This is a genomic window from Aliisedimentitalea scapharcae, assembly GCF_045277565.1.
GTDB lineage: Bacteria > Pseudomonadota > Alphaproteobacteria > Rhodobacterales > Rhodobacteraceae > Aliisedimentitalea > Aliisedimentitalea scapharcae.
This window is the reverse complement of sequence record NZ_CP123584.1, coordinates 1,451,005-1,476,894: the sequence shown is the minus strand read 5'-3', so window position 1 is coordinate 1,476,894 and position 25,890 is coordinate 1,451,005. Positions and strand designations below refer to the sequence as shown.

Annotated in this window: 24 protein-coding genes, 1 other RNA gene and 1 pseudogene; 9 read left to right on the top strand and 17 right to left on the bottom strand. The window is 59.2% G+C overall.

The window, feature by feature from the left end; translation table 11 throughout:
* Window positions 1-5 precede the first annotated feature (5 nt).
* Genes QEZ52_RS06930 through QEZ52_RS06920 form a run of 3 tightly spaced genes read right to left on the bottom strand, consistent with a single transcriptional unit; the run spans window position 6 to window position 3,546 of the window.
* Window positions 6-1,784, bottom strand: a complete 1,779-nt coding sequence (locus QEZ52_RS06930) for an SLC13 family permease (RefSeq protein WP_406648859.1) — start codon at window positions 1,782-1,784, stop codon at window positions 6-8.
* On the bottom strand, window positions 1,781-2,737 hold the full coding sequence (locus QEZ52_RS06925; protein ID WP_406648857.1) for a DMT family transporter: 957 nt from the start codon (window positions 2,735-2,737) through the stop codon (window positions 1,781-1,783). The genes QEZ52_RS06930 and QEZ52_RS06925 overlap by 4 nt, the downstream gene beginning before the upstream one ends.
* On the bottom strand, window positions 2,734-3,546 hold the full coding sequence (locus QEZ52_RS06920; RefSeq protein ID WP_406648856.1) for a TIGR00282 family metallophosphoesterase: 813 nt from the start codon (window positions 3,544-3,546) through the stop codon (window positions 2,734-2,736). The genes QEZ52_RS06925 and QEZ52_RS06920 overlap by 4 nt, the downstream gene beginning before the upstream one ends.
* A 233-nt stretch (window positions 3,547-3,779) precedes the next feature.
* On the opposite strand from QEZ52_RS06920, the gene QEZ52_RS06915 reads away from it, so the two are divergent.
* Window positions 3,780-4,619, top strand: a complete 840-nt coding sequence (locus tag QEZ52_RS06915) for a 2OG-Fe(II) oxygenase (protein WP_406648855.1) — start codon at window positions 3,780-3,782, stop codon at window positions 4,617-4,619.
* Between the two features lie 66 nt (window positions 4,620-4,685).
* Here the strand turns inward: QEZ52_RS06915 and QEZ52_RS06910 are convergent, their stop codons facing one another.
* Together QEZ52_RS06910 and mgtE are read right to left on the bottom strand one after the other, a co-directional pair.
* Complete coding sequence (locus QEZ52_RS06910; protein ID WP_406650368.1) at window positions 4,686-5,246, bottom strand: 5-formyltetrahydrofolate cyclo-ligase; 561 nt, start codon at window positions 5,244-5,246, stop codon at window positions 4,686-4,688.
* 28 nt (window positions 5,247-5,274) lie between these two features.
* The gene (gene mgtE, locus QEZ52_RS06905; protein ID WP_406648854.1) at window positions 5,275-6,660 is read right to left on the bottom strand and encodes a magnesium transporter; all 1,386 of its coding nucleotides are present in this window, start codon (window positions 6,658-6,660) and stop codon (window positions 5,275-5,277) included.
* A gap of 141 nt (window positions 6,661-6,801) precedes the next feature.
* Here mgtE and guaD point away from each other — a divergent pair, with 141 nt between their 5' ends.
* On the top strand, window positions 6,802-8,088 hold the full coding sequence (gene guaD / locus QEZ52_RS06900) for a guanine deaminase (RefSeq protein ID WP_406648853.1): 1,287 nt from the start codon (window positions 6,802-6,804) through the stop codon (window positions 8,086-8,088).
* A gap of 90 nt (window positions 8,089-8,178) precedes the next feature.
* On the opposite strand, the gene QEZ52_RS06895 is transcribed toward guaD, so the two are convergent.
* The 3 genes from QEZ52_RS06895 to QEZ52_RS06885 all read right to left on the bottom strand — a co-directional run bounded on the left by QEZ52_RS06895 (window position 8,179) and on the right by QEZ52_RS06885 (window position 11,032).
* Window positions 8,179-9,525 (bottom strand): 8-oxoguanine deaminase, encoded by a 1,347-nt coding sequence (locus tag QEZ52_RS06895; RefSeq protein ID WP_406648852.1) that lies wholly within the window; start codon window positions 9,523-9,525, stop codon window positions 8,179-8,181.
* 272 nt (window positions 9,526-9,797) lie between these two features.
* Entirely contained in the window at window positions 9,798-10,589 is a 792-nt protein-coding gene (gene hisN / locus QEZ52_RS06890; RefSeq protein WP_406648851.1) for a histidinol-phosphatase, read from the bottom strand.
* A 71-nt stretch (window positions 10,590-10,660) separates the two neighbouring features.
* Window positions 10,661-11,032, bottom strand: coding sequence for a helix-turn-helix domain-containing protein (locus QEZ52_RS06885; protein WP_406648850.1), 372 nt, complete (start codon window positions 11,030-11,032; stop codon window positions 10,661-10,663).
* 347 nt (window positions 11,033-11,379) lie between these two features.
* Here QEZ52_RS06885 and QEZ52_RS06880 point away from each other — a divergent pair, with 347 nt between their 5' ends.
* On the top strand, window positions 11,380-12,336 hold the full coding sequence (locus tag QEZ52_RS06880) for an NADPH:quinone oxidoreductase family protein (RefSeq protein ID WP_406648849.1): 957 nt from the start codon (window positions 11,380-11,382) through the stop codon (window positions 12,334-12,336).
* A 111-nt stretch (window positions 12,337-12,447) separates the two neighbouring features.
* Here the strand turns inward: QEZ52_RS06880 and QEZ52_RS06875 are convergent, their stop codons facing one another.
* Window positions 12,448-13,338 (bottom strand): LysR family transcriptional regulator, encoded by an 891-nt coding sequence (locus tag QEZ52_RS06875; protein ID WP_406648848.1) that lies wholly within the window; start codon window positions 13,336-13,338, stop codon window positions 12,448-12,450.
* A gap of 120 nt (window positions 13,339-13,458) precedes the next feature.
* Here QEZ52_RS06875 and QEZ52_RS06870 point away from each other — a divergent pair, with 120 nt between their 5' ends.
* Complete coding sequence (locus QEZ52_RS06870; protein WP_406648844.1) at window positions 13,459-13,671, top strand: DUF1127 domain-containing protein; 213 nt, start codon at window positions 13,459-13,461, stop codon at window positions 13,669-13,671.
* Between the two features lie 181 nt (window positions 13,672-13,852).
* Window positions 13,853-14,629, top strand: a complete 777-nt coding sequence (locus tag QEZ52_RS06865) for a Bax inhibitor-1 family protein (RefSeq protein ID WP_406648843.1) — start codon at window positions 13,853-13,855, stop codon at window positions 14,627-14,629.
* Window positions 14,630-15,505: 876 nt separating this feature from the next.
* Here the strand turns inward: QEZ52_RS06865 and QEZ52_RS06860 are convergent.
* Both QEZ52_RS06860 and rpmG read right to left on the bottom strand, forming a co-directional pair.
* Window positions 15,506-16,003 (bottom strand): hypothetical protein, encoded by a 498-nt coding sequence (locus QEZ52_RS06860; protein ID WP_406648842.1) that lies wholly within the window; start codon window positions 16,001-16,003, stop codon window positions 15,506-15,508.
* 191 nt (window positions 16,004-16,194) lie between these two features.
* Window positions 16,195-16,362, bottom strand: a complete 168-nt coding sequence (rpmG, locus tag QEZ52_RS06855; RefSeq protein WP_111731977.1) for a 50S ribosomal protein L33 — start codon at window positions 16,360-16,362, stop codon at window positions 16,195-16,197.
* A gap of 291 nt (window positions 16,363-16,653) precedes the next feature.
* Here rpmG and QEZ52_RS06850 point away from each other — a divergent pair.
* A pseudogene (locus QEZ52_RS06850) lies at window positions 16,654-18,129 on the top strand (adenylate/guanylate cyclase domain-containing protein); the annotation flags it as partial.
* 95 nt (window positions 18,130-18,224) lie between these two features.
* Here the strand turns inward: QEZ52_RS06850 and rnpB are convergent.
* The 5 genes from rnpB to gatC form a co-directional block, all read right to left on the bottom strand.
* An RNA gene (rnpB, locus tag QEZ52_RS06845) (RNase P RNA component class A) lies at window positions 18,225-18,622 on the bottom strand.
* Between the two features lie 131 nt (window positions 18,623-18,753).
* A complete protein-coding gene (locus QEZ52_RS06840) occupies window positions 18,754-19,449 on the bottom strand; it encodes an N-acetylmuramoyl-L-alanine amidase (RefSeq protein WP_406648834.1) in 696 nt (231 codons plus the stop codon).
* 2 nt (window positions 19,450-19,451) lie between these two features.
* On the bottom strand, window positions 19,452-20,264 hold the full coding sequence (locus tag QEZ52_RS06835) for a hypothetical protein (RefSeq protein ID WP_406648831.1): 813 nt from the start codon (window positions 20,262-20,264) through the stop codon (window positions 19,452-19,454).
* A gap of 42 nt (window positions 20,265-20,306) precedes the next feature.
* A complete protein-coding gene (gene gatA, locus QEZ52_RS06830) occupies window positions 20,307-21,794 on the bottom strand; it encodes an Asp-tRNA(Asn)/Glu-tRNA(Gln) amidotransferase subunit GatA (RefSeq protein ID WP_406648828.1) in 1,488 nt (495 codons plus the stop codon).
* Window positions 21,794-22,081 (bottom strand): aspartyl/glutamyl-tRNA amidotransferase subunit C, encoded by a 288-nt coding sequence (gene gatC, locus QEZ52_RS06825; protein WP_406648824.1) that lies wholly within the window; start codon window positions 22,079-22,081, stop codon window positions 21,794-21,796. The genes gatA and gatC overlap by 1 nt, the downstream gene beginning before the upstream one ends.
* A gap of 287 nt (window positions 22,082-22,368) precedes the next feature.
* Between gatC and QEZ52_RS06820 the strand changes: the two genes are divergently transcribed.
* The gene (locus QEZ52_RS06820; RefSeq protein WP_406648821.1) at window positions 22,369-23,061 is read left to right on the top strand and encodes a metal-dependent hydrolase; all 693 of its coding nucleotides are present in this window, start codon (window positions 22,369-22,371) and stop codon (window positions 23,059-23,061) included.
* Window positions 23,062-23,216: 155 nt separating this feature from the next.
* On the opposite strand, the gene QEZ52_RS06815 is transcribed toward QEZ52_RS06820, so the two are convergent.
* Window positions 23,217-23,672, bottom strand: a complete 456-nt coding sequence (locus QEZ52_RS06815) for a nucleoside deaminase (protein WP_406648820.1) — start codon at window positions 23,670-23,672, stop codon at window positions 23,217-23,219.
* A 62-nt stretch (window positions 23,673-23,734) separates the two neighbouring features.
* Here QEZ52_RS06815 and QEZ52_RS06810 point away from each other — a divergent pair, with 62 nt between their 5' ends.
* Both QEZ52_RS06810 and QEZ52_RS06805 read left to right on the top strand, forming a co-directional pair.
* Window positions 23,735-24,790 carry a pseudouridine synthase gene (locus QEZ52_RS06810; RefSeq protein ID WP_406648819.1) on the top strand — a complete coding sequence of 352 codons (1,056 nt, stop codon included), beginning with the start codon at window positions 23,735-23,737 and terminating at the stop codon, window positions 24,788-24,790.
* A gap of 176 nt (window positions 24,791-24,966) precedes the next feature.
* Window positions 24,967-25,863 carry a 5-bromo-4-chloroindolyl phosphate hydrolysis family protein gene (locus QEZ52_RS06805; protein WP_406648817.1) on the top strand — a complete coding sequence of 299 codons (897 nt, stop codon included), beginning with the start codon at window positions 24,967-24,969 and terminating at the stop codon, window positions 25,861-25,863.
* The last annotated feature ends 27 nt before the right edge of the window (window positions 25,864-25,890 follow it).

Here is a 25,890-nt window from a genome sequence, read left to right as displayed (position 1 = left end):
TCAGATCAAAGTGGCCAGAACACCGGAATCAATGCCGACGCCAGAAGACCAACCGACAGGTTCAACGGGATACCGACGCGCATGAAATCCGTGAATTTGTAACCGCCCGGCCCATAGACCATCATATTGGTCTGATAGCTGATCGGCGTGGCAAAGGTTGCGCTGGCTGCGATCATGACCGCCACCACCAACGGGCGCGGGTCCACCCCCAGCGACACTGCCAGACCAATGGCAACCGGGGTCAGAACCACCGCCACCGCGTGGTTGATCAGCTCCGACAAAAGCGAGGTGAGCAGATACAGCCCCCAGACGATCAGGAAAGGCGGCAGGCCGCTCAGATAGGGGGCGAATTTATGCACAATCAGGTCGATTGCGCCCGAAGTTTCCAATGCTGTTGCCACCGCCAGCATGGCAAAAATCAGGGCCAACAGCCGCCCATCAATAAATGAGAACGCTTCGTCCGAGTCGATACACCGGGTCAGGAAGACCGTGGCCATGGCCAACACTGCCAACAACAGAATCGGTGCCACACCCAATGCAGCCAGGGCGACAATCCCCGCAATCGAGGCGAGCGCGATCGGCGCGTGGCTGCGGCGATAGGCGCGCGCCGTTGGTTTGGTCACATCGACCATCTGCATGTCCTGGGCCAGACGCTGGATATCTTCCGGAGCCCCTTCGAGCAGCAATGTATCGCCCACGCGCACCACCAACTGATCCAGTTGCTGACCGATGTTCTGATTGCTGCGGTGCATGGCCAGAACATAGACACCATATCGACGACGCAGACGCAATTCGCCCAGCGTGCGCCCGACCATCTTGCAGCCCGGCGTAATCAGAACCTCGACAGTCGAGGTTTCCACCGCCGATACCTGATCAACCCGTTTGAGTTCCTTGTTGGATTGTAGGCTCAGCAATTCGGTCATCCGGGTGCGCAAAACCACCCTGTCCCCGACCTGCAGTTCAACACCCTTGAGATCGCGGCGCAGAGACAGATCGCCCCGGATCACATCGATCAGTCGAACACCGGGACGTTTGAACAACTGTACGCTGGTCACTTCGCGCCCGATCAAATTGCTTTCCGGAGGTATCACCGCCTCAGTAAAGAACTTTTTCGAAGTCTGCTGATCCGAAAGCATTGACGCCATGCTGGCGCGTTCAGGCAATAGACGCGGGGCCACGAACCGTAAATAGATCGCGCCCCATATCACCAGAATGATCGCCAATGGCGTGATTTCGAAAATGGTGAACGGCTCTAATCCCCGCGCCCGGGCAACCCCATCCACCAACAGGTTGGTCGAGGTCCCGATCAAGGTCAACGTTCCGCCCAGAATCGCCGCATAGCTGAGCGGGATCAGCATCTTGCTGGCCGAAATGCCCAATTTGCGCGACAGCTGGACAAATACCGGGATCATGACCACCACAACTGGCGTATTGTTCACAAAGGCCGAGGCAACGACAACAAAGATCATCAATGCGCCAATGGCCACGGCTGGTCGGGAATCCGCCTGTTTTTCAGCCAGTTGCGTGAACCACTCCAACGCACCGGTGCGCACAAGGGCCCCCATGACGATGAACATTGCGGCAATCGTCCAGGGTGCCGGGTTGGACAGGACATGCAGCGCTTCGTCATAGGGCAACAAGCCCAGAACCAACATGGTCGCCGCACCCCCGATCGCCACAACTTCGGCCGGATAGGCTTCGCGCATGAAGAGGATGAACATGATGACCACAACGGCGAGCGTGGTAAGAGCACCGCCAGTTTCAGAAAAAGCTATCAGATTCATAGACCCGCCTGCTGAAATTCTTGAGTTTTATCCTGACCGCCTTTGTTCGACGGTGCAAGTTCAGTTGATGTGCGCGGCTGTACCAGAAACACTCCGGCCAGCATCAGCCCCATGGCGACCCAGACATAGGAGGAATAACTTTCCCCCAAAAGGACCATCGCCCAGAACACGCCAAACCCGGTAACCAAATAGCTGACCTGCATGGAGAACACCGGCCCCGCCTTGCCCACCAACCACACATAGGATGCATAGACCACCACATGGATAATGGACGAGGCCACCAACGCAAATTCTGCCGCACCATAGGAGCGAAACGGTGAAATGTATTGGCCCGATCCGATGGCCATCGGCAGCACCAGAACCGACCCAATCAGCGATGCGCCGAACAGAACCTGAATCGGGTCCAGTCCGCCGGTGCCCCACTTGGCCACATAGTTGCCCTCGAACGCGTAGCAAACCGGAGCAATCAACGCGACCGGGATCCAAATCAACATGGCGCGATCCGGCAGGCTGGCTTCGGGGATCACCAGGAACAACACCCCGACCAGCCCCAGGGAAAGTCCCGCCAACCGGGTGATGCGAAACGGCTCCAGCCGCAGGCCCAGCGCAATGGGAAAAGCCATCATCGGGATCAGCGACAAAAGGATCGACATGATCCCAGATGGCAAATGCACGATCGCCGTATAAGACGCGGTATTGGGCACCAGCGTTCCGATCACGGCCATCACCAGCGAAATCCGCAATGTGCCGCGGGTCAGTGGCAACCCCTTGCCCCGCAACAGTGAAATCACCGCCATGAACACCGCACCGATGATCAATTGCCACAGGATCAACCCCCAAGGTTGATACCCGGTGCTGACCGTGATCTTGGTCAATGGCTGCGTGATCCCCCAGCCTGCCCCCAGCATTCCCAAAACGAGGCTGTACCAGACAAGCTGACGGCGTTTTGTCATGGACTGGCCTGTTCCAGCAATCCGCCCTGGCGGACCATCTGCACGGTCTTGGCCTCTCCCGTGCGATCATCGGTTTCGACAAAGATCCCCGACAGGGTTGCCGCGCCATTGGCCGGGGTAAACCGTGATTTCGGCATCCCGGTGATGAACCGGCGCATGGGCTCCATTTTCTCCATGCCGATAACGGAATCATAGTCGCCGCACATCCCGGCATCGGTCAAATAGGCGGTGCCTCCGCCCAGGATCTGCGCGTCAGCGGTTGGCACATGTGTATGGGTACCAACCACCAATGACGCCTTGCCATTGCAAAAATGCCCCATCGCCATCTTTTCGGACGTGGCTTCGCAATGCACATCGACAATGATCGCCTGGGCCAACCCACCCCGAGGATGCGCCTTGAGCACTTTTTCGACCGCTGAAAACGGATCGTCAAAAGCGCGTTTCATGAACACCTGACCCAATACCTGCAACACCAGGACCTTGCGTCCGCCCGGTGCCGTGAACAGCCGATATCCTTTGCCCGGCGCGCCTTTGGCAAAATTCAAGGGTCGGATGATGCGTGGTTCGCTTTCGATGAATTGCAACATGTCCTTTTGATCAAAGGCATGATCGCCCAGCGTGACGCAATCGGCACCGGCCTGCAAAAGCAGGCGCGCATGTTCCCCGCTCAACCCCATGCCGTTGCTGGCGTTTTCGCCATTGACCACGACAAAATCCAACCGCCATTCGTCACGCAGACGTGGCAGGTTCTCGGTAATGGCCCGGCGTCCTGCGCGGCCCATCACATCACCCAGAAAAAGACATCTCATGTCCCCGTCCTACGGCATTTTTACAGCAGGTGGAAACCGTAAAAACAGCACGGCCCCGATGAAAGACCCCAAGGCCGCCCCAGATGCCCCGACCTTCCCCGCAAATGTGCGACCCATGCCGCAAAACGGCCCCAAACGCGGCGCACCATGTGCAAAAGCATTGCAATGTCCGGTTTTCGGACAGATCATTTCACATGTGGACCGCCCCCTGGAGACCCCACAGGAGATCACTCATGACCCAACCTGTCCTTGCCCTGGATCCGGACACCCTTTTGATTTCATCGCGCAACGCGCGCGAGGCAGCCAAGGCGCTGGCCCCGGCGTATCAATCCCGCGAACCCTTTCACTATGGCGGATATGACAATTTCCTGAACCCCGAGATCCTCGAACGGGTCAAGGAAGAGCTCAAACAGTTGCCAGAGTCGGAAACCAGCTTTGACCGGCCCCAGGAAAAACTGAAGACCTCCTACACGCCGGAACGGCTCCCACCTTATACGCGGCAGTTGTTTTATGCGTTAAATTCTCGCCCTGTTCTGGGATTTGTCGAAGAGCTGACCGGGATCAAGGGTCTGATCCCCGACCCCTACTTCGCCGGTGGTGGGGTGCATGTGGTGGCCAATGGCGGCCATCTTGATATTCATGCGGACTTTAATCATCACGCCGGGCTGAACCTGGAACGCCGTGTCAACCTGCTGATTTATCTGAACAAGGATTGGAAGGCTGAATATGGTGGGTCCTTTGAAGTCTGGAACGATGACATGAGCGCCCAAGTCGCGAGCTATGCCCCCCTGTTCAACAGAATGTGCATGTTTTCGACCAGCTCGAACAGCTGGCATGGCAACCCGGAACCCGTGAACCACCCGGATGGCGAACCGCGCATGTCAATCGCGCTTTACTATTACACCGCGACCTGGGACAGCACGCGCAAATCCCACACCACCCTATTCAAACCCCGCCCCGACACAGTCGACAAACCCGACCGCATGGTTGCGCGGCGGGAATTGCTGCAGGATCTGCTCCCACCGATCATTCACCGCAAGGTTGCCTGGCGGCTGGAAAAACTGGGATTCTGAGCACCACCATACCCCAGCCGCTTCAAAACGGTTCGCGCGCGCAGCTGAACAGCCGCGGGGGGTGCATCACTTGCGAAAGCTCAAGATCCTGCGTTCGGTGATCAACATGTCCAGCGGCTGATCTGTGGGCTCCAGTGGCAAATCCTCGGCCTCCTGCGCATCAAAGGCAAACCCGATGGCCAGCGTCGCCCGTTTGCCGCGCAGCAGTTCCAATGTTCGGTCATAGAACCCGCCACCATACCCCAGCCGCCCACCTTTGGCGTCAAAGGCGACCAACGGCACCACCAGGATTTCCGGTTCGAAATAGTCGTCCACCTCTGGCACCTGCGCACCAAACGGACCTTCACGCAATGCACCGTTGGGCTGCCAGCGGCTGAACTTGAGCGGCAAACCAGCCCCCTGGATCACGGGCACGCCGACCGGCCCATAGGCCGCCGCTTCGGCCATGACTGGCAGGGGATCTATCTCGGTTCTGATCGGCATATACCCGGCCAGCGGTACACCACGATACCCGGCCAGCACCTCGGCAAGATGTCCCGCAGCACCAGGGATCTGCGTACCATGGGCCGCTTTACGTCTCGCAAACGCATCCTTGCGGGCCGCCGCCTTGATTTCGACCAGATCCATATTGTTCACCACCTTCTCCTGGCCACTGCTACAGCAGCATGACGGCCGCCAAACCCAGAAATGCAAAAAACCCGACCACATCCGTCACCGTCGTCACAAAGGACCCCGAGGCCAATGCCGGATCAACTCCTGCTTTCTCCAAAAGCACTGGAACGATGGTCCCGGCCAGCCCGGCCACGACCAGATTGATCACCATTGCGACGGCAATGACACCGCCCAACAGGGGGGACCCGAACCAGGCCAAACCGACCAGCCCCATGACGACAGCAAAGACCAGCCCGTTGATCAGCCCCACCAGCGCCTCGCGTCGGATCACACGCCATACGTTGGATCTGGTCAAATCCTTGGTCGCGAGGGCCCGCACCGCGACGGTCAAACTTTGCGTCCCGGCATTGCCACCCATGGACGCGACAATCGGCATCAATACGGCAAGAGCCACAAAGCGTGCAATCGTCTCTTCGAACATCGAAATGACCAGTGACGCCAAGACCGCCGTGACCAGGTTCACCGCTAACCACGGAAACCGCTGCATCGTGGTTTCAAATACCCGGTCCGACAGGGATCCTTCGCCCACACCAGCCAGTCGCAGAATGTCCTCTTCGTGCTCTTCGTCCAGCACCACCATGGCATCGTCGATGGTGATAACCCCGACGATGCGGCCCTCTTCATCCACCACAGGCGCGGAAATCAGGTGATACTGATTAAAGGCATAGGCCACATCCTCTTCGTCCTGATTGACCGGGATGACCTGAAAGCTTTCTTCGACCAACGTCTGCAACGGGGTGGCGCGATGCGCGCCCATGATCTTGCCCAGTGTCACGTTGCCGACCGGGTGCATCCGCGGATTGACCAACACCATGTGATAGAATTGCTCTGGCAGATCGTCATGTGTGCGCATGAAATCGATGGCCTGACCGACATTCCAATGCTCGGGGGCCATCACCACTTCGCGCTGCATCAGTCGACCGGCGGAATTTTCCGGATAGCTCAGGGATTGCTCGACCACCGCCCGGTCAGCATCTTCCAGCGCGTCCAGGATTGCTTCCTGCTGGGGCTCTTCGAGATCCTCCAGCAAGTCGACGACATCATCGCTGTCCAGGTCGCGCACCGCATCCGCCAAAACATCAGGGCGTAGGATGGCGATCACTTCCTCGCGGATCGATTCATCCAGTTCCGACAGAATGTCGCCGTCGAATTCGCGATCATACAATCGGATCAGGCGTGCCCGGTCATAGGCGTTGATCTGTTCCAGAAGGTCAGCAATGTCCGCCGCATGCAGCGGTTCCATCAGTTCGGTCAGCTTTTGGCGGTCTTCGATTTCGACCGCATATAGGATCGCCGACACGTTCTTGCGATCCAGCATATAAGCTTCGGAGTCGTCTTCCCGGGCCAGGTCGATGTCCATATCTTCCATACCTGTACCCCCTGGCTGACCGTCGATTGGCTGCAACCTAAAAGAAGCAGCTACCGAAAAACAATGACAATGGTGGAATTTACCGCAACTGTTGCGGCGGCTATCGTGCTGGACGTCATTTGGCAACCACGGACACGCGCAATGCAAGCAGATTTCATACTCAAAGGGCACGTCCTGTCCTTTCACAGCTCCCCGTTTGAAGAGGATCCAACCGCCGCCAGCCAAACCTGCGAAGCCGTGGCGATTGGCAAGGGCAAGGTGGTTGCGTTGGGGTCTGCGGACGAATTGCAGGCTGCGAATCCTCAGGCGCAGATCGTGGACTATGGAGATCATCTGATTTGCGCCGGGTTTGTGGACGCCCATGTGCATTTTCCGCAGACCGCGATGATTGCGAGTTGGGGCAAGCGTCTGATCGACTGGTTGAACAGCTATACGTTCCCAGAGGAAATGCGATTTAGCGACCCTGTCTATGCGGCTGAAATTGCCAACCGCTATCTGGATTTGACCACGTCACATGGCACGACCAGCGTTTGCAGCTTTGCCACCATTCATCCCGAAAGCGTCGATGCGCTGTTCACTGCGGCCCAGGCGCGGGGTCAACGGATCGTCACCGGCAAGACCTGTATGGATCGCAATGCCCCTGATGGCCTGTGCGACAGCGCACATAGCGCCTATGACGACAGCAAACGGTTGCTGGAAAAATGGCACGGCGTAGATCGGTTGGAATATGCGATCACACCCCGGTTCTCGCCCACCTCTACTCCGGAGCAGATGGAAGCCCTGGGCGCGTTATGGGCCGAGCACCCCGAGGTTCTGATGCAAACCCATCTGAGCGAACAAACCGACGAAATTGAGTGGGTGCTATCACTCTACCCGGATGCCCGTGACTATCTGGATACATATGAAAAATTCGGTCTGCTGGGCGGGCGGGGATTGTATGGGCACGCCATTCACCTGGAAGAGCGCGAACGGGACCGACTGCGGGAGCATGGGGCCGCCTTGGTGCATTGCCCCACATCCAATACCTTTATCGGGTCTGGTCTGTTCGATATGGCCGGTTTGATGGCCCAGGGCCAGCGGATCGGGCTGGCCACCGACACCGGCGGCGGATCCAGTTTTTCGATGCTGCGCACGATGGCAGCCGCCTATGAGATCGGCCAATTGCGCGGCACGCCATTGCACGCGTCACAGTTGATCTGGCTGGCGACCCAAGGGTCTGCCACAGCGCTGCGGATGGACGACAGGATTGGCAATATCGCACCTGGCATGGAGGCCGACATAGTGGTCTTGGATCTGAGCTCGACCCCCGCCATCGCGCAAAGATCGCAACGCGCTGCCGACCTGTGGGAAGCCCTGTTCCCCACCATCATGATGGGGGATGATCGGGCAGTTGCCGAAGTCTGGATTGGCGGAAAACGGTCTGTCTGACACCTGTTCCGGCGCGGGTGGTCAGGGGGTTTGGGGGGCGTTGCCCCCTTGCCCCCCAAGGTATTTGGGACCAGAAAGAAGCAACTGCGATCACGCCATCAGACGATGGACCAGCTGGGTTTGACGTTCGATCACTTTGGGCATGTCCAAGGTTGCAATCTGGCCGTCCTGCACGACCTGGCGCCCTTCGACCAGCAGATGTTTGACCCGCGTCGGCCCCGCCAGCAGCAAAGCTGCTGGATCCCAGCTGCCGGCGCTGTCGATACCCGAGATGTCCCAGAGCGCGATATCGGCACGTTTCCCGACCGCAAGGCGGCCGCAATCCGGGCGCCCCAGCACATCCGCGCCGCCGCGGGTTGCGATTTCCAAAGCCTCCCGGGCGCTCATGGCGTCTGCGCCTTGGGACACGCGTTGCAGCAACATCGACTGGCGCGCCTCGGCCATAATGTTGCCGCTGTCATTGCTGGCCGAGCCATCGACCCCCAAACCCACCTTGACACCCGCGTCCCGCATCCGGCGAACCGGCGCAATGCCGCTGCCAAGGCGACAATTCGAACACGGGCAATGGGCGACACCGGTACGGGTTCTGGCAAAGAGGTCGATTTCCGCCTCATCCAGTTTCACACAATGGGCGTGCCAGACGTCCTCACCCGTCCAGCCCAGCTCTTCGGCGTATTGTCCTGGGCGGCATCCGAAATTTGCCTCGGAATAGGCGATGTCCTCGTCATTTTCGGCCAAATGGGTGTGCAGCATCACGCCCTTGTCGCGGGCCAGAAGGGCCGCATCCCGCATCAGGTCGCGGCTGACAGAAAAGGGGCTGCAGGGTGCCAGGCCCACCCGGCACATGGATCCTGGGTCAGGATCGTGAAAGGCGTCGACGACCCGGATCATGTCCGTCAGAATATCCGCTTCACGTTCAACCAGGCTATCCGGTGGCAACCCACCCGCGCTTTCACCGATGCTCATCGCGCCGCGTGTCGGATGAAACCGCAGCCCGATTTCGCGCGCCGCAGAAATCGTATCTTCGAGCCGGGCACCATTGGGGTAGAGATACAGATGATCTGAACTGAGCGAACACCCCGAAAGCGCGAGCTCCGCCAATCCCACCTGAGCCGAAATGAACATCTCTTCGGGGCCAAACCTTGCCCAGATCGGGTAGAGCCGTTGCAACCAGCCAAACAGAAGGGCGTCCTGTGCGCCGGGTACAGCACGGGTCAGCGTCTGATACAGGTGATGGTGGGTGTTGACCAACCCCGGTGTCACGACGCAGCTGGCCGCATCAATGATATCGCCTGTGTCCGCCCGGGTGAGCGCCAAATTTTCCCCAATTGAGGCGATCACCCCATCGCGCACCAACAGATCCATCCCCGAAAGCTCGCGCCGGGAATCGTCCATTGTCACGATGGTGTGGGCATTGCGGATCAGAATTTCGGCCATCAGACATACACTCCTTCATTTGGCCCGCTTCGGTGAAGAAGTGTTTTGGACGCGCCGACAGAAGACGGGCAAAGGACTCGGCGCTGATATGGCCGCAAAGATATCGTGTCCGTCGCCCCGACTCAAGCCCCGGTTCCCGGGGCAGATGCGCGACTGGCACAATCGCAGCCGGCGTTGTGCGGGCTTGTCCGTGCAACGCTACGCCCAACGGGGTCCGGCGCATCTGTGATGCGTTGGACACAGGCGGGAACATTGCGAGTCGGCGGATCCGATCAGAATTGGGTCAGGATGGCCAGCGCCTGGGCATGCAGCTGTGCATTGGCTGCAGCCAAAGCGCGCCCACCGTTGTGGGCCGGGCCGCCTTGCCAATCCGTGACGATCCCGCCTGCCGCCTGGATCACGGCGATGGGTCCCTGAATGTCATAGGGGTTCAATCCCGCTTCGATGACCAGATCAATCTGACCAGCCGCAAGCAGCGCATAAGCGTAACAATCCATTCCGTAGCGCGCCAAGCGACACTGCCCGGCCACGGCTTCAAAACCCGACCGATCATCAGCGGATCCGACTTCGGGAAAGGTGGTAAAGACGATGGCCTCATTCAGATCAGAGGTAGATCGGGTCCCCAACGCAGTTTCCCCCATCGGACCTGTCATCACCGCCGCCCCCGAACCGCCGACAAATCGCTCACCAGTATAAGGTTGGTCAATCACACCCAAAAACGGGCCATCACCGTCTGACAACGCAATCAAGACCCCCCAAGTCGGGGTGCCGCTGATAAATCCACGGGTGCCGTCGATCGGGTCCAGAACCCACATGCGGCCAGAGCTGCCGTCATGTCGTCCAAATTCTTCGCCCCAGACTCCATCCGTTGGGCGATGCTCGGCCAATACGGCCCGCATGGCCTGTTCCGCTTCGCGGTCAGCAATGGTCACCGGGTCGAACCCGCCCTGATCCTTGTTCTCCGTGCCCAGATCAGCACGGCGGAAATACGGCAGGATCGCCGCACGCGCGGCATCGGCCAGTTTATGGGCTATTTCAAGATCGGAAAACGCGGCATGTGACATACCCAACCGGGTGCCACTGTGCCGCGTTCATTTCAAGAGCGAATTGCCCCTTTGTCCTGATCTACCCGTTTTCAGGCGACATCGCTCAGAACACGCGCCAATTCAAACAGGCGGCGACGCTGGTTTTCCGGGATCGCATAATAGGAGCGCACCAGATCCAGAGCTTCCTTGTGACCCATCAGGTCGTCAGGCACCATGGACTTCTTGCCCTCGGCCTTTTCCGTCTCGTCCAATCCTTCAAAGAAGAAACTGACCGGCACATCCAGGGCTTCGGCGATATCCCACAGTCGGGATGCGCTGACCCGGTTCGCACCGGTTTCATACTTCTGAATCTGCTGGAATTTAATACCAACCTGTTCCGCCAGCTGCTGCTGGGTCATGCCGATCAGCCAACGACGATGTCTTACGCGCTTGCCCACGTGCACGTCTACGGGATGGGTCATGCGTTTCTCCTTGTACAACACTGGTTACCGTCAGGCACTCACATAGCCCCAGGATACCTCTGTGATCTTACCGAGGTATCCTTACCGTTTCCTCAACTATGATTGCGTCCCAAACCGCACCTCTATCGCGAGAGTTTACGCCCTTTTCGGTTGAATTCAACCCGGATCACTCTCCATAGCCGATTGCTGGACCTCACGTTTCCGTATATTTCACACGCAAATTTCGCTGTTTCCCCATGTTTTCCAACGTGCCGCACCTTCCCCCTAAATAGCGGGTTGGCGACAGGAAATGCGTTTGACACCAGATCAAAAACCACGGCTTACTATCGGGAAAATAGGGGTTTTATATGCTTGCCTATCATATTTCCACTGCCGGTTCCCCGGCCCGGTTGATCCAGATCAAAGCCCCCCGTCCCGGGGCGGGTCAGATCCTGGTCGACATCAAGGCTTGTGGGCTTAATTTCGCCGATCTGCTCATGCAAAAAGGCACCTATCAGGACACACCAGAGGCTCCGTTCACCCTTGGAATGGAAATTGCAGGCGTGGTCAAGGCTGTTGGGCCCGATGTCACGGGATTCGCAGTCGGCGAACGAATCGCAGTCTATTCAGGTCAGGGGGGGCTCGCCGAACAGGGCGTGTTCGACGCAGACCGGGCATTGTCGTTGCCCGATGGCATTCCATTCGAACAGGCGGCTGCCCTTCAAATTGCCTATGGCACCAGCCACATGGCCCTGGGATACCGCGCCAGATTGCAGCCGGGAGAGACCCTGCTGGTCACCGGTGCAGCCGGAGGCGTTGGGCTGACGGCGGTCGAGATCGGCAAGCTGATGGGGGCAACCGTGATTGCCCATGCCCGCGGTGCCGACAAATTGGCGGTAGCCCAGGCTGCCGGGGCGGATCACCTGATCGATGACAGCGAGGACCTGCGTATCCGCGTCAAGGAACTGGGCGGAGCCGATGTCGTCTATGACGCCGTTGGGGGGGCTGCATGGACGGCCGCATTTCGGGCCTGCAACCCCGAAGCCCGCCTTCTGCCTATTGGCTTTGCCAGTGGCGAGGTGCCCCAAATCCCGGCCAATCACCTGCTGGTCAAAAATCTGGATGTGATCGGGTTCTATATCGGCGGATATCTCAAGTTCCGCCCGGACGTCGTGCGCGACAGTTTCAAGACGCTGTTCGATTGGTATCTGGAAGGAAAACTGTCACCCCACATCAGCCATACCTTGCCTCTGGCCCAGGTCGACGAAGGAATGGAATTGCTGCGCCAGCGCAAATCAACCGGCAAAGTCGTGATTACGCCCTGATCCCATGACAAGAACGGGGGCTCCCGCCCGGTTTCTCGGCATCACAGATGCAGCGAAACCCGTTGGGCCAGGCAGCCCGGGCAAAGCCCAAGGCGCTGTAAATGCGCCCTTTCAGGCCGCATTCCTGTTCTTGACGCTGATCGGCGTGCTGACCTCGCGAAAGGCGCGGCGCACGAATTCAGCCAGCTCACTGACAATCTGGCTGCCAGTGGTATCGGCCCCATACAGGTTGATCTTTTGCGTCGGCAGATCAGGCAACCCACCACTATGATCAATTTGGGTCAGATGCGGTGGCTCGGCACCGTCTATCATCGTGTTGACGGCCAGATCTGCGCTGACGGTCGCCTCGATGGTTCGGTCGGAATCCGTCTCGACCGCCATTTCCCACGGGATTCCCGCCTGATCCAGCGCCGTGATCACCTTGGGCCGGAAGGTACACGCCCGCCCAAACGCCAAACGCAGCGGCCGCTGCCGCCAGGCTGTTCCGTCGGGCGCTCCGATCCAGCACAACGGACGACTGGCCAGAGTTTCGCTTTCTGCTGTTTCTGAGCTTTCGGTGGTCAGCACCAGGTCGCATTCGCCTTTGGAAAACTGCTCCTTGAGCGCCACGGTAAAGGACGAGATCAGTTGAACCTTGACCCGTGGGTACGCGATATTGAATTGCTGCAGCACCCGCGGAATCGCGGGATAAACGATATCGTGGGGCACGCCCAGCACGATCTCCCCTTCGAACGCCTGGTTTGTCAGCCGCCCGATCACCTCGTCATTCAGGGCAACCATCTTGCGTGCATAGACCAACAGCTGTTCCCCAGACGCCGTCAGCGCAATACGCCGCCCCGATCGATCCAGCAATTCCAGACCCAACAGCTCTTCGAGCCGTTTGAGCTGCATTGAAACCGCCGACTGGGTGAGATGCAGAAACCCGGCCGCGCGGGTCACCCCACCGTTGTCGGCAACCGCCACGAAAGAGCGCAGTGTCGTGATATCCAAATTTCGCATCATCACAATCCTTGATGAAAGAGATCAAAAACATTCGTTTTCAAAATCAATCATACCTCTCCATATATATCAAGGAAATTGATGAAGGACGCGAAAGCATCACAATATCAGGAAAGGACCTAGATGATGACCTATATCGCAGACCACAGCCACTGTACCCCGCGCAATCGCTCCTGGAGCGTCACGCTGATCACCGCCCTGGCCGTTGCCCGTCAGCGGCGCGCCCTGAAAAAGCTGGATGCCGCTGCATTGGACGATATTGGCATCACAAAAGCCCAGGCCGAGGCCGAATCAAGCCGCCTGGCATGGGATGCACCGGATCACTGGTGCCGCTAAGCCGGCATATTCAAATTGGTTCTTCCGGACAGGCTGGGCTGCAATTGCCCTGCCTGTTCCGCTTTTCCTGCGGATTTGACACAGGAAGCACTTGATAACAGTCCCCTTTGCACCAATATTCAAAACAAAGGCCGCCGATACGTTTTGGCGGCGAATTGGCTATGAATGGAGACCAAAGGGAATGGCTGAATTCGACACGATCCGCGCTGGAGTTGGCGCACGCGCCGCCCAGATCGACGAGGGTCTGCGCGCTCATATGAACAAAGTCTACGGCACAATGTCTGTCGGGACTTTCATCACCTTTTTGGCGGCCTGGGCCATTGCCGGGCTCGCGGTCACCAATGATCCGTCCGGGGCGTCTGCACAGCTGAGCCAGGACAAATACCTGACGTCGATTGGATATGCGCTTTATGCCTCGCCTTTGAAATGGGTGATCATGTTTGCGCCGCTGGCCTTTGTCTTTGGATTCAGCGCGGCGCTCAACCGCATGTCGGCTGCGGGTGCACAGCTGCTGTTCTATGTCTTTGCCACGGTGATGGGTCTGTCGATCAGCTCAATTTTCCTGGTGTTCACCGGTGAATCGATTGTTCAGGTCTTTTTGATCACCTCAATCGCGTTTGCGGGCTTGTCGCTCTATGGCTACACGACCAAGAAGGACCTGTCCGGCATGGGCACCTTCCTGATCATGGGCCTGATCGGGTTGATCGTGGCGTCGGTCGTCAACATCTTCCTGGCGTCTTCTGCCATGGCGTTTGCCATCTCCGTGATCGGCGTTCTGATCTTTGCGGGCCTGACAGCGTATGACACGCAGAAGATCAAGGTAACCTACATCCAGATGGCCGAATCCGGCGATCAGGAATGGCTGGGCAAGGCGGCCATCATGGGCGCGCTGAGCCTGTATCTGGACTTTATCAACATGTTCATGATGCTGCTGTCACTCCTAGGAAACCGAGAGTAAACCTCTCTCACGTCCATTCAGGACCGTTCGAGCCTGCCAAGACCATGTCTTGGCAGGCTTTTTCACGTCTCAGCCCCCTCTGCAGAACGCGACCCCAATAGGATGGGTTCGATATTTTCCAATCAGAAATCGTAAATCTCGGTTTCTTCGGACTGGCTGATGATCTCGGAGAATTGGAACGGCACACGGTTCAAAAGAAGTTTGCAGTCTCAAAAGCTGCTCGTTTTCAGTTTCAGATCCGGTCCTGGATGTCAGGCCAAGGCCCGAGAACTCTCCTCATGGATCGGGTGACATGCGCATCCAGCCTGATAGGCGGCCCATACAAAGCCCTACCTTCACGTGCCGACCTACGCCCCAGGGTCAGCAGTCCAGGCGATGGCTACAGCCCTTCTCCAGAACGGCTGGCAACCGTCAACAGCTAGCTGCAAGGCGCACAGACCTTTGAGGATTGGTGCCTTCGATGTGCCGCCCTTGCCCGGCACGCGCGCCACAGCCGTCTTGTAGATATGCGCTTGGTTCAGAACCGATGCTGGAAAGGTGCCCAGAGAAACATCCCTCACCAGACATATGCAGACGGCTTCACTGACCGTGGGATCCAGGCTCTCAGCCTCGCGGGGCAACCGTTCTGGACCCACAACTCCCGAAAGTTTGTACGAATTTAGGACCGGGACGGATCACCGGATCCACGCGGAGCAAAGGGCGCAATCTTCTCGTCAGGCTTTGGGACAGATTTCCTTGGCACGGCTATTTCCATCGACCCAATGGCTTTCGCCACAGCGCGAGGCAACGCCTCGCTTCCTGCGTGGAAACGCAAAAATGGACCCTGCGCGCCGCAGGCGCTCCATTTGGTTACACGACCGGAGATGGCGCGATGACTCAGCTGCAGTCCAGCGCCGCTGCCAAGCCGCTCAGGTCGCGTTTGGGGTTGCCCAGCCCATAGACCCCGCTCGCTGGCTTGCAGCCTGTCAAACCGCCCAGCTGCTCGGCAAAGGCCGTTTGCGTCCGTTTGTCCATCCTGGCTGTGCTTTGGCCAGATGGCACACGCAAAACAGCAAAAGGAGTCTGGTCGACTTGAACCAGGCTCATCGCCAAAGGTTGCCCGGAAACTTGCACCAACGTCGACCGGCCCGGCACGGTTCCTCCGGTTCGGATGGCAATCTCGGCCATGTCGCTCAGTGTCCCCGAACCTGAGGTCGCCTGATGAAATGGCAGGGGACGCACCTGGGACGTCGATAGCCGCGTCTCGCTCACTGGGGCAGCACCGGCAACTGCACCGCCTTCGAAACCGATCCCCGAGAATCCGGCTCCTTGCGGCTGACTGCAAGCCGCCAAGCCAAGACTGGCCAGCGCCAAGATGTAAAGTTTGGTTTTCATGACACCCTCGTCAGCACAAATGACATCATGCAAACCACTGGCGGACAAATGCGTCAGAAACCGCGCAGGCTGGTGACATTTTCTGGGTCACACAACAGAAGGGAAAAAACCTGTCCCGCAATACAAAAAGGGCCTCGCGGCAATCACGACGCCCTTTTCAAATTCACCACGACCGTTCGGTCAGGGAAGGCTTACTTGATTTTGCCTTCTTTGTACTCGACATGCTTGCGCACAACCGGATCGTACTTACGTGCTGTCATTTTCTCGGTCATGGTACGAGCATTTTTCTTGGTCACATAAAAGTGGCCCGTGCCCGCGGTCGAGTTCAGGCGGATCTTGATTGTCGTCGGCTTCGCCATGGGTTTTCTCCTGCGTCCGAAAAGGCAGGGCCGTTTCGGTTGAATTCGTATGAGCATCGGCTTTTAACGGGGTTGCCCCCCGAGTCAATAGGATTCCCGCAGGTTTAGGTGTGGAAACGTGCCCAGACGGCCTTAAACGTTGTTTTTGTCTCAACAGCCAGCGTTCTTCGCTCCTGTCCTGCCGAAATGACGCCAAAATGCCAGGGCGCAGATCCATAGGCGTCGGCCGGTTTTTGATTTTTCCGTCCACTTGCCGCATAGTGCCCCAGGCACCGCCGCGGGGAATACCCTATGCAAAAACCATCAAAGGACGATGCATTTCACCCCCGGGCACGCCCGACTCCTGTGGTGCGCGCCATTGCCCGGCTTGGCATCTCGATCCGGGTCAAGCTATTGATCGCCTTTCTTGGGATGACTGGCCTGATGACTGTCATCGCATTTCTGGGTCTTGCGACGTTGCGCCAATCCAACGCACGCACCGAGGCATTGATCGAAAGCCAGCAGCGCATAGAAATCTATGATCGCATTTACCTTTCGACCAATGACGCATTGGGTTTTGGGGTTTCAAGCGCAGTGGCAAATCCGGTTCGATCCTCTGCCCCAGCCTTCCAACTGATCAACGAAATGAACGATCTCTTTCGGATTATCGCACGTGCAGTTCACACTCTAGGTGGTGCGCAGAGCGTCGAAGGTGCCCGGGTGGCCGAGTTTCATGCACAGATTTCGTCCCTGCGCCTGGTCGCCTTTGAAATTCTACAAGCCAGGAAAGCCGGCGAATTTGACCGGGTCCGAACCCTTATGAACACGCAGGTTTTGCCTGTGTTTCAAAAGATCCAGCGCAGCGCCTATACCCGCTCCACCGAGATCAGTGAAGAAATGAAAAACCAAGCCACAGAGACTCGGTTGGCTTATGAACGCGCGCGCCGCATTGTCCTGATTGCCAGCGTGAGTGCGGTTCTGTTGTCGCTGTTTGCCGGGTATGTCATTTCCTCGACAATCATCTGGCCGGTGGAGCGCATCGGGCGCACGCTCAGCTCGGTTGCCTCGGGCAATTTCGATGCGCGGGTTCAGGTGCCCAACCAGGACGAATTCGGCACGCTGGCTGAGGATGCCAACACCATGAGTGACAAATTGGGTAAACTCTATGACAAAGTCCATGCGCAGCGTGACCAACTGGCCAATTGGAACCGTGATCTCGAACATAGAGTGGCGCGCCAGGTCGAAGAGATTTCGCGCAGCAACCGCCTGCGCCGGTTCTTGCCCAAACAAGTGACAGAACTGATCCTGAGCGCCGAGGACGGCGCGGATCTTCTGAGCAGCCGGCGCGGTCTGGTTACGGTTCTGTTTGCCGATCTGCGCGGGTTTACCGCCTATGCCAATGCGGTCGACCCAGAGCGGGTCATTGCCGCTCTGAATGCCTTTCACGCCACGGTCGGTCCACTCATTGAACATAGCGGCGGCACGCTGGAACGGTTTTTGGGGGATGGATTGATGGTCCTGTTCAATGCCCCGGCCCCCTGCGAGGAGCCGGGGGAAAAGGCCTTGGCGCTGGCCTGTGAAATGCAGGCCGCCTTTCACCCTGCCCTGCGCCCCTTTCAAAGCGACGCCGGTCGGTTGGGGCTGGGGATCGGCATTGCCTCGGGTCAGGCCACATTGGGCCAGATCGGATTTGAAGGGCGGCTGGATTATGCAGCAATCGGAACTGCACCGAACCTGGCGGCACGACTGTGCAATCAGGCGCGGGACGGTCAGGTCCTGATGTGTGAAATCACGGCTCAGGGCGTGACCCCGTCTCTGAATCGGGTCGGCCCCTTTGATCTCAAAGGGATGGCCGATCCCGTGATGGCCTATGAACCGGAAAGACGCGCAGAGAGCCTATAAGCCGGATTTTGTTCCGGGGTTGCCCCCTTTGATGACCATTCCTCTGGTGCGCCTGTTGCCAGACGCCTCTAGCTGCCAACCCGATCCCTCTCGGCCAAGGCGGCCTAGCGGCGGTATCGGCTGACGCCGACCGGCCCGCGCGGGGGTCCTATTTGGCATTGCTCCAGGTGGGGCTTGCCGTGCCACCCCTGTTGCCAGGGGCGCGGTGGGCTCTTACCCCACCGTTTCACCCTTACCCCGAAACAGGTTCGGGGCGGTTTCATTTCTGTGGCGCTTTCCGTCGGGTTTCCCCGCCCGGGCGTTACCCGGCACCGTTGCCTTGTGGAGTCCGGACTTTCCTCGCGGATGTTGCCACCCACGCGGCCATCCAGCCCTCTGCGCCCGGATCGCCTACGCGCCTGGCTCCTGCTCGTCAAGCGTTTGCTGATCCTACCGGAAGTTTGCGGGGCTTTGCCCCTCTTGACCTGCGGCCAATTCACCCCAGGATATTTTGAGCCAGATGAAGCCGGATCAGATCAGCACGGACATATCTGCCGCGCACAGGCAGCCACGGGCCCAAGGGCGGTACCGCAGGCGCACGGCCCCAAGCAGCGTGTCGTCATCCACAGGGGCGGTGAACCCGACCTGCCGAGCGGCGGCGCGGAACTGATCGGGGGTTGGGTCCGGGGAGAGATCAGGGGAGAGATCAGGGGCCATGACGGGCACCAGGCCGGGTGCTGCGCGCCCCTGGCGGGCGAGACGCGCCCAATCAAAGCGCGGTCCAGGGTCCTGCTTGCGCCCCGGTGCCATGTCTGAATGACCAATCACACCCTGCGGCGGGATCTGCCAGCGGTTCAGGATTTGCGGCAACACTGATTCGAGCTGCACCATCTGGGGGTGAGAGAACGGATGGTCTGCGCGATTGTCCAACTCGATCCCGATCGAGCGAGAGTTGATATCGTCCAGCCCGCACCACTCCCCCGCCCCGGCATGCCAGGCCCGATCCTGTTCGCGTACCATCTGCCACAGCGTACCATCGCCCCCGATCAGGTAATGCGCGGAGACTTCGGCCGTCGGGTCACACAGACGGTCAAGCGCCGCCTGCGCGTCGCTCATGGCTGTATAGTGGATCACAACAAAAACGGGCCGCAACCCGTCGCGGCGCGGCCCGAAATTCGGTGAAGGATGCCAGATTGCGTCTGCTGTATCCACGGTGCCAGCAGGCATGATCAATTGGTGGCGACGGTTCTGAACGGTGCTGGATCCCAGGAACAGGCGTAGCCGTCTCCATCCGGGTCCAATGCCATGCGATCACGCTGTGGGCCGCCTTTGGCCAGAAAGTCCATCTGCGCCTGATCTGGCGATGCATAACCTGCGCAGTTGCGGTGGTTGCGCGCCGCCATGTTGATGCCCGCACGGGTATAGACCCGTGTGCCTTTCGGATTCGATGTCGCCAGCGCATATTTTACAATGTTGGGCTGTCCGGTGTTGGTCCGGCTGGGCAATGCGGTCGGTTGCACAATCGTGTACTGAGAGCGGTTCTGGGCGATGCGGTCTGCATCGCTTTGAATGGTCTGACGGCTGGACACGGCGGCAAAGTCGTTTTCGTCCGAAATTCCCGCATTGGACACAATCTGAGGTGCAGGGTTAGACGGGCTGGCCTGTAGCGGCGCAACACCGGAATTGGCGTTGGCGGCCTGCAAAGCAGCCGCCGTTTCACGCGCAATATCATCTGCGTTGTCAGTGCCCGACAATGGGATGACCGCAGGCGCCGGTTGGTCGCTTGCCGGAATGCTGCTGGCAACGGTTGCGACCGGTGCCAGTGCAGTTGTCGATGATTGGGGCGGCGGTGCAATCGGCACTTCGGAGGATACGACCGCCGGTGGCACCAAAAGGTCGCCATTGATGGTCTCTCCAGCCTCAGGCGTAGAGGGTTCGTTAGATCCGAAGCTATCGAACCCCGACCCGGCCCCGCTATCGGGAATTGCCGGGGTACATGCCGCCAGAACGCCCAAGGCAAGGACGGAAAAAATAACACGCATGGCTGCTTTCCTGCCGGTTTTTGCTTTTGCTTGACGCCCGTCTTACCACCATTGACCCGGTTTGGCCACAAATCCTGCCGCGGTTTCCAACGCATAGGCGGTGTTCAGCAGATCGCCCTCTTCCCAGGGTTTGCCGATCAGCTGCAGGCCCAGCGGCAGACCCTGTGTGTCCAGCCCTGCAGGCACGGAGACACCGGGCAGGCCCGCCAGGTTCACGGTCACGGTAAAGACATCGTTTAGATACATCTGCACCGGATCCGCATCGGTCATTTCCCCCAGACCAAAGGCAGCCGACGGCGTTGCCGGGGTCAGGATCGCATCGACACCTGCGGCAAACACATCTTCGAAGTCCTTTTTGATCAAGGTGCGGACGCGGCGGGCGCGGTTGTAATAGGCGTCATAGAAACCGGCCGACAAAACATAGGTGCCGATCATCACCCGACGCTGCACTTCGTCCCCGAACCCTTCGGCGCGGGTCTTTTCGTACATCTCTGTGATACCGTCCCCGGCCTCGAGCGTGGCGCGGTGACCGTAACGGACCCCATCATAGCGCGCGAGGTTCGACGACGCTTCGGCAGGGGCAATCACGTAGTAGGCAGGCAACGCGTATTTGGTGTGCGGCAACGAAATATCAACGATCTCGGCACCGGCAGCTTTCAGCATCGCGGCACCATCTGCCCACAATTTTTCGATTTCGGCGGGCATGCCATCCATGCGGTATTCGCGCGGGATGCCAATTTTCTTGCCCTTGATGTCACCGGTCAGCATCGCTTCGAAATTCGGCACCGCCAGGTCGGCGCTGGTTGAATCCTTGGCATCGTAACCGCACATCGCTTCGAGCATGATGGCCGCATCGCGCACGTTCTTGGTCATCGGGCCGGCCTGGTCCAGAGACGAGGCAAAGGCGACAATCCCCCAGCGCGAGCACCGCCCGTAGGTTGGTTTGATGCCGGTGATGCCGGTGAACGCCGCAGGCTGGCGAATCGACCCGCCGGTGTCTGTCCCTGTAGCGGCCAAACACAGATCGGCAGCCACAGCAGACGCCGAGCCTCCGGAGGAGCCGCCCGGGGTCAGTTGGGCGTCATCATTGCCACGCCGCCAGGGGCTGACAGCATTGCCATAGACAGAGGTTTCATTGGACGACCCCATGGCGAATTCGTCCATGTTCAGCTTGCCCAGCATCACGGCACCTGCATCCTGCAGCTGCTGCGAGACCGTGGATTCATATTCCGGCTTGAAGCCTTCGAGAATACCCGAGGCGGCCTGAGAGGCGACGCCTTTGGTGCAGAACAGGTCCTTGATGCCAATCGGCAGACCACACATGGCGGGCGCATCGCCCTGCACCAGACGCGCGTCCGCGGCCTTGGCCCGGTCCAAAGCGATTTCCGGTGTCTTGTGCACAAACGCATTCAGCGCATCTGCGGCATCGATCGCGGTCAGGCAGGATTGTGTCAGCTCGACGCTGGTGGTTTCACCCTTGCGCAGCAGGTCGCGGGCCTCGGCCAGGCTCAATTTGTTCAGCTCAGTCATTATTCAACCACCTTGGGAACTGCAAAGAAACCTTCGCGCGCGTCGGGCGCATTGGACAGGACCTTGTCCTGCTGATTGCCATCACTGACCACATCCTGGCGGCGTTTCAGCTGTTGCGGAGTGACAGAAGTCATCGGCTCGACACCTTCGACATCCACTTCGTTCAGCTGTTCAATAAAGCCGAGGATATTGTTGAATTCCGACGCAAGCGCCGGCAATGCGTCTTCCTCGACCCGGATCCGGGCCAGTTTGGCCACCTTGGCGGCTGTGCTTTGGTCAATCGACATGGGAACCCTCATCTGCGTCAGGCAGGCATTTACCCCTCTGGACGTCCGGTCGCAAGGGTTCAGGTGGAGTCCAAGCGCCTGAAACCGTCACATGCGACCTGACAGCTATCGTCTATACCCGGGACCGGGATATGCAACGGAGTTCGCCAGTGTTTCAATCGGATGCTTGAAACAGAGGGAGCCTTGCGGCAGCATCTCGGGAGGTCGACCCCGCTGGATTGAAGGGTCTTGGGGGCGCTGCGACATCTTCGAACCGAAAGCAAATTTACAATCTACGGAGGCGATTCATGAAAATCATCTGGTTGGGCCACGGCAGTTTTCGCTTGGAAACCGAAGGGCAGGTTCTGTTGATAGACCCCTGGTTGACCGGCAATCCGGTGCTGGGCGAAGACCAGCATGAGGCCGCCGTATCCGGCGCTACGCATATCTTGTTGACCCATACACATTTCGACCATGTGGTCGATGTCCTGGATTTGGCCAGGACGCTGGCCGTCCCCGTGGTGGGTCAATACGACCTGATGGGACATTGGAGCGAGTCCGAAGGCATCGACACCATCGGTTTCAACAAGGGCGGTACTGTGGATCTGAATGGGGTCAAGGTGTCCATGGTGCCTGCCTCGCACAGTTCGACCTTCAACACACCTGAAGGGCTTCGCACGGGGGGCACCGAGGTTGGGTTCATGATCCGGGCCGAAGGCAAAACCGTCTACGTATCCGGTGACACGGACATCATGGCCGATATGGAGTGGATGGGGGATTATTACAAACCTGACATCGGCATCCTGTCGGCCGGAGGACATTTCACCATGGATATGGCCGGAACCGCCTATGCGGCCAGGCGGTATTTCGACTTCAAGACCGTGATCCCCTGCCACTACAAGACGTTCCCCATTCTGGAGCAATCGGCAGACGTTCTGAAACAGGGGCTCCCGGGCGTAGATGTGATCGAGCCCGACGTCATGACGGCGATCGAACTGTAGTCTCCAGACCCGGCTGCCAGCGCACCGATGCGCCACGCGCGCTAGAACGGCGCCGATGCGCTCCCGCCCGTCGTCCCCGCCCCTGCGGGGCAGGTCCTTCCGTTGGGCCGGGCCGCGCGCGCGGCGCGCGGCGGGCGCAGGTCGTTGCAGGCTGGTCAGGGATGCCGGCGGGCCGCAAAGAAAGTTTTGAGCAGATCGGCTGCGCTTGCTTCTCCGATCCCGTCGTAGATCTCGGGAACATGATGCGCCTGAGGATGGTCAAACACACGGGCTCCATGCAGCACACCACCGGATTTGGGGTCCGAGGCCCCAAAATAGACCCTGCCAATACGTGCTGCGGCTATGGCCGCGGCGCACATGGCGCAGGGCTCCAGCGTCACATAGAGATCAAATCCGATGAGCCGTTCTGTCCCCAGCCGGGCACAGGCGTCGCGGATCACCAGGATTTCGGCGTGCGCTGTCGGATCGTTCCGCTCCCGCGTGCGATTGCCGGCTTGGGCTGCGACCTGACCCTGCGGATCAATCAGCACCGCGCCCACCGGCACTTCGCCGCGGTCCGCGGCAGCGCGCGCTTCGTTCAGTGCCAATTCCATGTATGATGTGAATGCCATATCCCTCACTGCCCCAGGAATGGGTGCTTTCGCAAGCCCGCGAAACCCTGTAGGAGCGCTTCATGACCCAGACTCCCTCTCAGAATGGCGACCGGATCGCCAAAGTGCTGGCCCGCGCCGGTGTCGCCTCCCGGCGCGAAGCGGAACGGATGATCGAAGCCGGGCGGATCGCCGTCAACGGCAAGAAGATCGACAGCCCCGCCCTGAACGTCACAGATCAGGACAAGATCACCGTGGATGGCGCGCCAATGAAGGCACCGGAGCCACCGCGGCTGTGGCTTTATTACAAACCATCGGGGCTGGTGACCACCAACAGCGACGAAAAGGGACGTACGACCATCTTTGACGAATTGCCCGACACATTGCCCCGGGTGATGACCGTTGGACGGCTGGACCTCAATTCCGAGGGGTTGTTGCTGTTGACCAATGACGGCGGCGTCAAACGACAGCTGGAGCTGCCATCGACCGGATGGTTGCGCAGGTATCGTGTGCGGATCAATGGTCGCCCACAGGATCAGGACTTTGCCCCTCTGCGCCAAGGGTTGGTGGTGGACGGCGAACGGTTTCAACCGATGACCGTCTCGCTGGATCGTCAACAAGGGGCCAACGCCTGGGTAACAATCGGGCTGCGCGAAGGCAAAAACCGCGAAATCCGCCGGGCCATGGAAGACATTGGATTTTCGGTAAACCGTCTGCTGCGGATTTCCTATGGCCCCTTCCAGTTAGGCGATCTGAAACCCGGCGACGTCGAAGAGCTGCGCCGCAAATTGATCCGCGATCAGTTGGGGCTGGAAATTCCCGAAGAGGTCGCCCCCACGTCCAAACGCCCGACGCGACGACGCCCGTCCCTGGCTGGCAAGCCCGGACGCCCACAACCCGAAACTGCGTCATCCCCGCGCCCAAAAGGCGGTGCAAAAGGTGCGGCCAAGGCCGCCAAAGGCGCTGCGCGCGAGGCGGCCACTGGTATGGCACCCACCGGCAAGGCACGGCGCAAACCGGCCGATGGCCCGGCCGGGACACGTGGCTCAGCAGGCAAACCGGGCAGCAACAGACCCGGATCCGGCAAAGGCCGCCCATCCGGTTCCCCACGCCCCACCGGCAAGAACCCGCGCCGCTGATCCAAATGCGGCTCTGTTCCCCCTAGTATGACGGCGAACCTTCGCCTAAATTCAGGTATAGTGAAGGAAATCAGGGAGCAGCCATGTCCGGCAAGGCAATCCAGCGCATCGCATTTGCTGCGCTTCTGGTGTTGATGTTTGGCGTCTCCACCGGCTGGATCATGGGAGGGTAACCCATGGCCAAACGCTATGGCGGGCAATACAGCCCCGACGACTCGCGCTCAGAGCCGGATCAGGACATCTCCCGCACCGGATATGCCGGGGCACAGGTCGATCCTGTCGGAGTGCGCGCCAATCTGATGTTCATTCCGGCGATCCCGCTGGTTTTCACGTCCTTGAATGATGGTGCCACCGGGCTTGCGATTGGGCTGGGCGCTGCCGGAGCATGGGTGCTGGGCGCATGGTTGCTGCGCGAAGGACTGCGCGCCGAGGTGGCATTCAACGCCCGCCGGGTTGCCAAACGCCCCGCAATCCCGCGCAAGATCTTCTCTTCGGTGCTGACCGGGGTGGGGACAGCCTTGGCCGCCTACAAATCAGATCCGACCTTGGTTGCGCCATTGATCTATGGCGGGGCCGCAGTGGCTCTGCACCTCACCGCCTTTGGCCTGGACCCGCTGAGCGACAAGGGCGTCGAGGGCATTGACCAATTCCAGCAAAACCGCGTGGCCCGTGCCGTGGACGAAGCCGAAACCTATCTTGGTGCCATGTCCGACGCGATCCGACGTGCCGGGGACCGAAGGCTGGAGACACGGGTCGAGCAATTCCAGACCGTTGCCCGCGATTTGTTTCGCACCGTCGAAGAGGACCCCCGTGATCTGACGGCGGCGCGCAAATACCTGACCGTCTATTTGATGGGGGCCCGCGACGCGACAGTCAAATTCGCCGACATCTATGTCCGGTCTGGCGACGCGCAGGCGCGCACGGATTATGAGACGCTGCTGGACGATCTGGAACAGAATTTTGCCGCTCGAAATCGCAAGATGCTGCTCGAAGATCGCAGCGACCTGACCATTGAAATCGACGTGCTGCGCGACCGGTTGCAGCGCGAAGGAATTCAATTGAACCGCCGATAAATTGCTTCTTTCGGGTAATCCGAGACA

Coding starts and splice junctions, on each gene's coding strand:
- QEZ52_RS06930 (WP_406648859.1), bottom strand. CDS start 1,784: ATGAATCTGATAGCTTTTTCTGAAACTGGCGGTGCTCTTACCACGCTC.
- QEZ52_RS06925 (WP_406648857.1), bottom strand. CDS start 2,737: ATGACAAAACGCCGTCAGCTTGTCTGGTACAGCCTCGTTTTGGGAATG.
- QEZ52_RS06920 (WP_406648856.1), bottom strand. CDS start 3,546: ATGAGATGTCTTTTTCTGGGTGATGTGATGGGCCGCGCAGGACGCCGG.
- QEZ52_RS06915 (WP_406648855.1), top strand. CDS start 3,780: ATGACCCAACCTGTCCTTGCCCTGGATCCGGACACCCTTTTGATTTCA.
- QEZ52_RS06910 (WP_406650368.1), bottom strand. CDS start 5,246: ATGGATCTGGTCGAAATCAAGGCGGCGGCCCGCAAGGATGCGTTTGCG.
- mgtE (WP_406648854.1), bottom strand. CDS start 6,660: ATGGAAGATATGGACATCGACCTGGCCCGGGAAGACGACTCCGAAGCT.
- guaD (WP_406648853.1), top strand. CDS start 6,802: ATGCAAGCAGATTTCATACTCAAAGGGCACGTCCTGTCCTTTCACAGC.
- QEZ52_RS06895 (WP_406648852.1), bottom strand. CDS start 9,525: ATGGCCGAAATTCTGATCCGCAATGCCCACACCATCGTGACAATGGAC.
- hisN (WP_406648851.1), bottom strand. CDS start 10,589: ATGTCACATGCCGCGTTTTCCGATCTTGAAATAGCCCATAAACTGGCC.
- QEZ52_RS06885 (WP_406648850.1), bottom strand. CDS start 11,032: ATGACCCATCCCGTAGACGTGCACGTGGGCAAGCGCGTAAGACATCGT.
- QEZ52_RS06880 (WP_406648849.1), top strand. CDS start 11,380: ATGCTTGCCTATCATATTTCCACTGCCGGTTCCCCGGCCCGGTTGATC.
- QEZ52_RS06875 (WP_406648848.1), bottom strand. CDS start 13,338: ATGATGCGAAATTTGGATATCACGACACTGCGCTCTTTCGTGGCGGTT.
- QEZ52_RS06870 (WP_406648844.1), top strand. CDS start 13,459: ATGATGACCTATATCGCAGACCACAGCCACTGTACCCCGCGCAATCGC.
- QEZ52_RS06865 (WP_406648843.1), top strand. CDS start 13,853: ATGGCTGAATTCGACACGATCCGCGCTGGAGTTGGCGCACGCGCCGCC.
- QEZ52_RS06860 (WP_406648842.1), bottom strand. CDS start 16,003: ATGAAAACCAAACTTTACATCTTGGCGCTGGCCAGTCTTGGCTTGGCG.
- rpmG (WP_111731977.1), bottom strand. CDS start 16,362: ATGGCGAAGCCGACGACAATCAAGATCCGCCTGAACTCGACCGCGGGC.
- QEZ52_RS06840 (WP_406648834.1), bottom strand. CDS start 19,449: ATGCCTGCTGGCACCGTGGATACAGCAGACGCAATCTGGCATCCTTCA.
- QEZ52_RS06835 (WP_406648831.1), bottom strand. CDS start 20,264: ATGCGTGTTATTTTTTCCGTCCTTGCCTTGGGCGTTCTGGCGGCATGT.
- gatA (WP_406648828.1), bottom strand. CDS start 21,794: ATGACTGAGCTGAACAAATTGAGCCTGGCCGAGGCCCGCGACCTGCTG.
- gatC (WP_406648824.1), bottom strand. CDS start 22,081: ATGTCGATTGACCAAAGCACAGCCGCCAAGGTGGCCAAACTGGCCCGG.
- QEZ52_RS06820 (WP_406648821.1), top strand. CDS start 22,369: ATGAAAATCATCTGGTTGGGCCACGGCAGTTTTCGCTTGGAAACCGAA.
- QEZ52_RS06815 (WP_406648820.1), bottom strand. CDS start 23,672: ATGGCATTCACATCATACATGGAATTGGCACTGAACGAAGCGCGCGCT.
- QEZ52_RS06810 (WP_406648819.1), top strand. CDS start 23,735: ATGACCCAGACTCCCTCTCAGAATGGCGACCGGATCGCCAAAGTGCTG.
- QEZ52_RS06805 (WP_406648817.1), top strand. CDS start 24,967: ATGGCCAAACGCTATGGCGGGCAATACAGCCCCGACGACTCGCGCTCA.